General features: G+C 30.6%; 5 protein-coding genes. All 5 read left to right on the top strand.

What is annotated here, in order from left to right; translation table 11 throughout:
- Positions 1-298 (top strand): AI-2E family transporter (locus FGK85_RS08660; protein ID WP_138205683.1); only part of this gene is annotated, 298 nt, incomplete at its 5' end.
- A gap of 14 nt (positions 299-312) precedes the next feature.
- A complete protein-coding gene (locus tag FGK85_RS08655) occupies positions 313-1,464 on the top strand; it encodes a 1-deoxy-D-xylulose-5-phosphate reductoisomerase (protein ID WP_138205681.1) in 1,152 nt (383 codons plus the stop codon).
- A gap of 20 nt (positions 1,465-1,484) precedes the next feature.
- Complete coding sequence (gene rseP / locus FGK85_RS08650; RefSeq protein WP_138205679.1) at positions 1,485-2,504, top strand: RIP metalloprotease RseP; 1,020 nt, start codon at positions 1,485-1,487, stop codon at positions 2,502-2,504.
- Positions 2,505-2,517: 13 nt separating this feature from the next.
- On the top strand, positions 2,518-3,567 hold the full coding sequence (ispG, locus tag FGK85_RS08645; RefSeq protein WP_138205677.1) for a flavodoxin-dependent (E)-4-hydroxy-3-methylbut-2-enyl-diphosphate synthase: 1,050 nt from the start codon (positions 2,518-2,520) through the stop codon (positions 3,565-3,567).
- Between the two features lie 82 nt (positions 3,568-3,649).
- Entirely contained in the window at positions 3,650-7,984 is a 4,335-nt protein-coding gene (locus tag FGK85_RS08640; protein ID WP_138205675.1) for a PolC-type DNA polymerase III, read from the top strand.
- Positions 7,985-8,152: the final 168 nt, after the last annotated feature.

Below are 8,152 nucleotides of genomic sequence, written 5' to 3'. Positions count from 1 at the left end.
AGTATGTGGTATATTAGATATAATACCTTATATTGGTACTATAATAGTTTTTATTCCTCTAATACTCTATAAAATTTATTATAAAAAGTATATAATAGGAATAGGTTTAATTTTATTATATCTATTATTGGCTATAAATAGAAGTATAATGGAAGCTAAATTTGTGAGCAATAAGTTTAAAATTCATCCAGTAGCTGCTATTATATCATTTTATATTGGTATAAAATTCTTTGGAGTAGCAGGTATGTTTATGGGACCTTTATATGTATTAACTGCAAAAGAGACAATTTTAACTTAAGGGAGTGGTGACATTTGAAAAACATAACTATACTAGGTGCAACGGGTTCTATTGGAACTCAAACTCTAGATGTAATTAGAAAAGAAAGAGAAAGTTTTTGTTTGAAAGGTATTTCGGCTAACAAAAGCTACCATAAAATAATAGAAATTATAGAAGAATTTAATGTACCCTATGCAGTAATGATGGATAAAGAAGCGTATGAAAAGGTAAGAGATTATTGTAAGGGTATGAATTTAAATACAAAGGTTCTTTATGGCATGGAAGGTTTAAAATTTATATCTACATTAGAGGAAGTTAATACAGTAGTTACATCAGTTGTGGGTATGATAGGATTAATACCTACTATAGAAGCTATAAAAGCAAAAAAAGATATAGCTTTAGCTAATAAAGAAACTTTAGTAGTTGCAGGGGAAATAGTAAAAAGGGAAGCATTAAAAAATAACATAAATATACTTCCTGTAGATTCAGAGCACGGTGCAATATTTCAATGTTTACAGGGGAATAAAAAAGAAGATATAAATAAGATATTATTGACAGCTTCCGGTGGTCCTTTTAAAGGTAAAACTAAAGAACAATTAAAGAATATAACACCTTTACAGGCTCTCAAACATCCAAAGTGGAATATGGGAAAAAAGATCTCTATAGATTCTTCTACTTTAATGAATAAGGGATTAGAAGTAATTGAAGCTCATTGGCTTTTTGATGTAGATTATGATAATATTCAAGTAGTTGTTCACCCTCAAAGCATCATACATTCAATGATTGAATACATAGACGGAAGTATAATTGCTCAACTTGCAGACCCTGACATGAAATTACCTATACAATATGCATTAAACTATCCAATTAGAAAAAATAAAGTTATAAATTCTTTAGATTTTTATACTTTAAACACACTTACTTTTGAAAAACCAGATATGAATACCTTCGGGTGTTTAAGATTAGCTTATGAAGCTGGGAAAATAGGAGGCTTAATGCCTACTGTTCTTAACAGTGCTAATGAGGTTGTAGTAGATTTGTTTTTAAGAGAAAAAATAGGATACTTACAAATAGAGGACATAATAGAGCATTGTTTAGGAAAATTTAATAATATAAAAGAACCTGAAATAGAGGATATATTAAATATGGATAACGAAGTAAGAAAATATATCTATAGTACTTATTAATATTAGGAAGGGGAATTTTTGTGAATATATTTTATCTTTTATTAGCATTGTTGGCTTTTAGCGTATTAATAATAGGTCATGAGTTAGGACACTTTTTTATTGCTAAATTAAATAATGTAAAAGTTGAAGAGTTTTCTGTTGGAATGGGGCCTAAGCTTTTAGGCAAAAAAGGAAAGGAAACTGAATATTCATTAAGAGCCATACCTTTTGGTGGATATGTAAAAATGCTGGGGGAGCAGGGAGAGGAATGTTCTGATGAAAGGGCTTTAAACAATAAAAAGCCAATACAGAAGCTATCCATTGTAGCTGCAGGTCCAATAATGAATTTTATTTTAGCAATAATACTATTTTCAATAATAGGTTATGCAAATGGTGTAAAAGTTCCTATAGTAAGTAAGGTTGAATTGAATACTCCTGCTCATGCTGCAGGTATACTAAAGGGAGATAAGATAATTGGCGTAGACGAAACAAAGATTTCTTCATGGGATGATTTTGTTAAAGCTATTAATGTAAAAAAAGGTGAAGAAATGCAAATAACATTATTAAGAAAAAATAAGACTATAACCAAAAAACTAAAATCTAAAGAAGTACCAGAAGAAAATAGATATATAATTGGTGTATATCCTACTATAGAAAAGACTACGTTTTTTGGAGCTATATCACAAGGATTTGAAGAAACGGCTTCATTAACAAGAGAAACTTTTAAGTTTTTAGGTGGGCTTTTTCAAAAGAAAGTTCCTTTAAGTGGTGTTGGGGGACCTGTTAGCGTTATGAGAATATCTGCTAAAGCAGCAGAAGCGGGAATTCTTACATTGCTTTGGATTAGTGCTTATATAAGCGTACAACTGGCAATATTTAATCTTTTACCTATTCCAGCTTTGGATGGAGGCTGGATTATAGTATCCATCATTGAAATAATAATTGGAAGAAAGTTAAATGAAGAAAAAATAGGTAAAATTACTTATGTTGGTTTTATAGTGCTAATATCTTTTGCCATATTAGTTACTATAAAAGATATACTTTATCCTTTAAAATTATAGGAGATGAAATTATATGATTAGACGAAATACTAGAAAATTAAAAATTGGTGATATATATGTTGGCGGTGATTCTAAAATTACTGTGCAATCAATGACCAATACAGATACACGAGATGCAGAAAAGACTGTTAAACAAATAATACAATTAGAGGAAGCTGGCTGTGACATAATAAGATGTGCTGTACCTGATGAAGAGGCCAGTGAAGCTATAAAACACATAGTGTCTAAAATAAAAATCCCACTAGTTGCGGATATACACTTTGACTATAGATTAGCTCTTAAGTCTATAGAAAATGGAGTACATGGTCTTAGAATAAATCCTGGAAATATAGGAAGTATAGAAAGAGTTAAATTAGTAGCTAAAGCTGCTGATGAAAAAGGTATTCCAATAAGAATAGGTGTTAACTCTGGTTCCTTGGATAAAAAATTATTAGATAAGTATAAAAGGGTTTGTCCAGAAGCTTTAGTCGAAAGTGCATTGGAGCATGTAAATATATTGGAAAGCGTAGGATTCAACAATATAGCTATTTCAATAAAATCTTCAGATGTTATGCAAATGATAGAAAGTTATAAGCTTATATCAAAAACTGTAGATTATCCTCTTCACTTAGGGGTAACAGAGGCAGGAACAAGCTGGAGGGGTACTATAAAGTCTAGTGTAGGAATAGGTTCCCTTTTATCTCAAGGAATAGGGGATACTATAAGGGTATCTTTAACCGGTGAACCAATAGAAGAAGTAAAAGTAGGAAGGGAAATATTAAGGTCTTTAGGATATTTAAAATCAGGAATAGAATTTGTATCCTGTCCTACTTGTGGAAGAACACAAATTGACCTCATAAGAATTGCAAAAGAAGTAGAGGATAAACTTACTACTTGCCAAAAGAATATTAAAGTGGCTATAATGGGTTGTGTAGTTAATGGACCAGGAGAAGCTAGAGAAGCAGATATAGGTATAGCAGGAGGAAAAGGTGAGGGATTGATTTTCAAAAAAGGAGAAATAATAAAGAAAGTAAAAGAAGAAGATTTAGTTAAAGAACTAATTAAAGAAATAGAAAAACTTTAACATAAATTAATGCAGGATTCAACTAAATTGAAATCCTGCATTATTAATTACATTATCTTATATTTTGCTAGGAGGAATGTAAATGCAAAACAGCCTAGTACAGTTACTAAAAGAGGATATTGAAAAAGAATCTTTGTCTATAAAAGATATAGAATTAGTGAGAATACAATATTTTAAAAAAAGTGAAAAGTTAAATGTGATAATAAGAACTCCTAAGGATATAAATGAAGAATATAGGAAAACTTTAAAAAATATAATAGGCAAAAGATTAAAATATTTTCATGACATTCACTTAATATGTTATAAAGATATTAAAAATGTTACTTTGGAAGAAGTGTGTAACAGTCATTGGAATGATTTATGTGGCGCTGTAACAAATTATATGCCCATAGCTAAGGAATGTTTAAATAATTGCAAAAAAGAGGTACAGGAAGACTTATTAAAGATTCAGTGTGGAAATGAATTTTTATGCTTGCTGTTAAAAAATAGGAAAGTTGAAATTTTAATAAAGAATTGTATATTAGATATGTTCTCTATAAATTGTAGAGTACAATTGACTTTTAATAGTAAATTAGTTGAAGATAATTATGTAAAACTTAAGGAAATTGAAGAGAAAAGTTTAATTAAAGAAGTTCTAAAAGAAATAAAAGAAACTCAAAGCAGCGGTGCTAGCAAAAAAAATGATAGTAAAAAGACCAATTCTAAATATCAATATAATGGAGAAAGCAGGAGAAATTCTTCAGCTTCTTTAGATGAAAATGTTATAATTGGTAAAAAAGTTAATAGTGAAGATATGGTTAAAATATCAGAAATTACAGAAACCTCAGGGTTTGTTGCTATAGAAGGAGATATATTTAAACTTAAAGTAACAGAAGCAAGAAACGGAAAGAAAATAGTTTTATTTTATATTACAGACTACACTAGTTCTATTGCAGTAAAAATGTTTTTAAAACCTGCAGAAGCTGAAGCTGCATTGGAAGATATTAAAGAGGGTCTTCGTTGTAAAGTTTTTGGAGAAGCTATATTTGATACCTATTATAAAGAAATTTTAGTGCTTGGGCGAAGTGTTAACAAGGCTCTTAAAATAAATAAAATGGATACTTGTGAGGAAAAAAGAGTTGAATTACATTTACATACAGGCATGAGCTCTATGGATGGTATTTCCTCCGCATCACAATTAATACAAAGAGCTGCTAAATGGGGGCACGAAGCTATAGCTATCACTGACCACGGGGTAGTTCAAGCTTTCCCGGAGGCTATGGATGCTTCTAAAAAATATGGTATAAAAGTAATTTATGGAGTAGAAGCTTACCTAGTAGACGATGGAGTTCCTATAGTTATAGGCGCTAAGGGCAATGAAACCATTCAGGATGAATTTGTAGTTTTTGATATAGAAACTACCGGTTTTTCTAGTAACAATGATAAAATCATTGAAATAGGAGCTGTAAAAATAAAGAATGGCAGAATAATAGATTCCTTTAATGAATTTGTAAATCCTAATAGGGATATACCATCTAAAATAGTAGAGTTAACAGGTATAACCAATGAACATGTTAGAAATGCAGAAACTATAGAATATATTTTACCTAGATTTATGGACTTTATAGGTGATTCTACAGTGGTAGCACATAATGCGGCTTTTGATACTAGTTTTATAAAGAAAAATTGTAGAGACTTAAATATAAACTTTAATAATGCAATAATGGATACAATACCACTGTGCAAATATCTTTTTCCTACTTTAAAGAGATATAAATTAGATACTGTAGCTAAACACTTAAATATTTCCTTAGATAATCATCATAGGGCTGTAGATGACGCCAAAGCTACAGGAGATATATTGTTAGAGTGTTTTAAATTATTAAATAATAAGGAGATTAATTCTTTAGAACAATTAAATAAAGAATATATAGGTAATTTTGATATAAAGAAAGCTCCTACATATCATTTAATAATTTTAGCTAAAAACCAAACGGGTATTAAAAATCTTTATAAATTGATATCTTATGCCCACTTAGATTATTTTCACAGAAGACCTAGAATGCCTAAAAGTTTAATTGAAAAATACAAAGAGGGACTTATAATAGGATCAGCTTGTGAAGCTGGACAAATATATAAAGCTGTTCTTCAAGGAAGTTCTGAGGAAGAATTAGAAGAGCTTATAAAGTTCTATGATTATTTAGAAATTCAACCTGTAGGAAATAATATGTTTATGGTTAAAAATGGAACAGTAAAAAATGTAGATGAGTTAAAATCCATAAATAAAAAAATATATGATTTAGGTAAGAAGTATAATAAACCTGTGGTAGCTACTTGTGATGTACATTTTATGGATCCTAAGGATGAAGTTTTTAGAAGAATACTTATGGCAGGTCAAGGTTTTGACGATGCAGATGATCAAGCACCGCTATACTTTAGAACTACACAAGAAATGCTTGAAGAATTCAATTATTTAGGAGAGGATATAGCCAAAGAGGTGGTTATTTACAACACTAAAAAAATTGCAGCTGAAGTGGAAATGGTAAAACCTATACCAGATGAAACTTTCCCTCCTAAAATAGAAGGCTCAGAAGAAGAAATAAGGCAAATGACCATTAAAAAGGCCCATGACATATATGGAGATCCTCTTCCTTCAACAGTGAAAGAAAGAATTGATAAAGAATTAAATTCCATAATTAATAATGGATATGCAGTTTTATATTTAATAGCTCAGAAACTTGTAGCTAAATCTTTAAGCGATGGATACTTAGTAGGTTCAAGAGGTTCTGTAGGTTCTTCTTTAGTTGCAACTATGTGTAACATAACAGAGGTAAATGGTCTTCCACCTCACTATGTATGTCCTAAGTGTAAGTATAGTGAATTTTTCACAGACGGTAGCATAGGATCAGGATTTGATTTGCCCGATAAAGTTTGTCCTAATTGCGGAGAGCAATTAATAAAAGATGGTCATGATATACCATTTGAAACTTTCCTTGGATTTAATGGAGATAAGGAACCAGATATAGATCTGAATTTCTCTGGAGATAACCAAGGAGATATTCATAAATATACCGAAGTTCTATTTGGAAAGGGTCACACTTTTAAAGCTGGTACTATAGGTACTGTAGCAGATAAAACCGCTTATGGATTTGTAAAAAAATACTTAAGTGAAAGAAACAAAAGGGTTCCTAATGCAGAAATTGAAAGATTAACTCAGGGTTGTACTGGAATTAAAAGAACCTCTGGACAGCATCCAGGTGGAATAATGGTTGTGCCGGCAGATAATGAAATATATAATTTCTGTCCTATACAGCACCCAGCAGATGATCCTAATTCAGAAATAATAACTACTCACTTTGATTATCATTCTATAAGTGGTAGACTTTTAAAACTTGATATACTTGGGCATGATGACCCTACAGTGCTTAGAATGTTAAAAGATTTAACTGGAATAGATCCTAGAAGTGTTCCTTTAGGCGATCCTAAAGTTATGAGTTTATTTACTTCCCCTGAGGCCCTTGGAATTACAGAGGAAGAATTAGGGTGCGAAGTTGGAAGTTATGGTTTGCCTGAATTTGGAACAAAATTCGTAAGACAAATGCTTGTAGATACGCAACCTAAAACATTTTCTGATTTAGTGAGAATATCTGGACTATCTCATGGAACGGATGTTTGGATAAATAATGCTCAGTATTATATAAAAGAAGGATACACTACACTGAAAGATTGTATAGCCACAAGAGATGACATTATGGTTTATTTGATATACAAAGGCTTGCCGCATAAAGATGCCTTTACCATAATGGAAAAGGTAAGAAAAGGAAAGGGACTTACTGAGGAACATGAAAAATTAATGAGAGAACATAACGTACCTGATTGGTATATAGATTCTTGTAAAAAGATAAAATACATGTTTCCTAAAGGTCACGCAGTAGCTTATGTTATGATGGCTGTAAGAATAGCTTATTTTAAGGTGTACTATCCTGAAGCTTATTATGCAACATATTTTACAGTTAGGGCAGATGATTTTGATGCAGATTTAATTGTAAAAGGAGAAGATATGATAAAACTTAAAATGGAAGAAATTAATAAGCTGGGAAATGACATGACTCAAAAGGATAAGGGGCTTCTTACTATACTGGAAATTTCTTATGAAATGTATAAAAGAGGAATAAAATTTTTAAAGGTAGATTTGTATAAATCACATTCTACAAAATTTCTAATTGAAGAAGAAGGCATAAGACCGCCTATTAATGCTTTAGCAGGTGTTGGTGAAAATGCAGCTAAAAGTATAGAGGCCTCTAGAGAGGATGGCGAGTTTATTTCTAAAGAAGATTTAAGAATTAGAGCTAAAGTATCCAAAACTGTTATAGAAACCTTAGATAATCATGGTTGCCTTCAAGGAATGCCTGATACTAATCAATTATCACTATTTTAAACAATATTCAATACTTTACTTGAAATACATAAACTAATATGCTAAAATGAAAATAGTGTAATTATTTATTATAATTTCTAAACGAAAGGAGTGGGCAATAGAGCCCGCTCTTTCTATTTAATTAAAACGCAGCACTAGTTGCGTTTTAATAATATTTTATTTAAAAAT

Source organism: Haloimpatiens lingqiaonensis (genome assembly GCF_901447495.1).
In the GTDB taxonomy this organism is placed as follows: Bacteria; Bacillota; Clostridia; order Clostridiales; family Clostridiaceae; genus Haloimpatiens; species Haloimpatiens lingqiaonensis.
The sequence above is the reverse complement of the archived record's forward strand: the minus strand, read 5'-3'. Positions and strand labels throughout refer to the sequence as shown.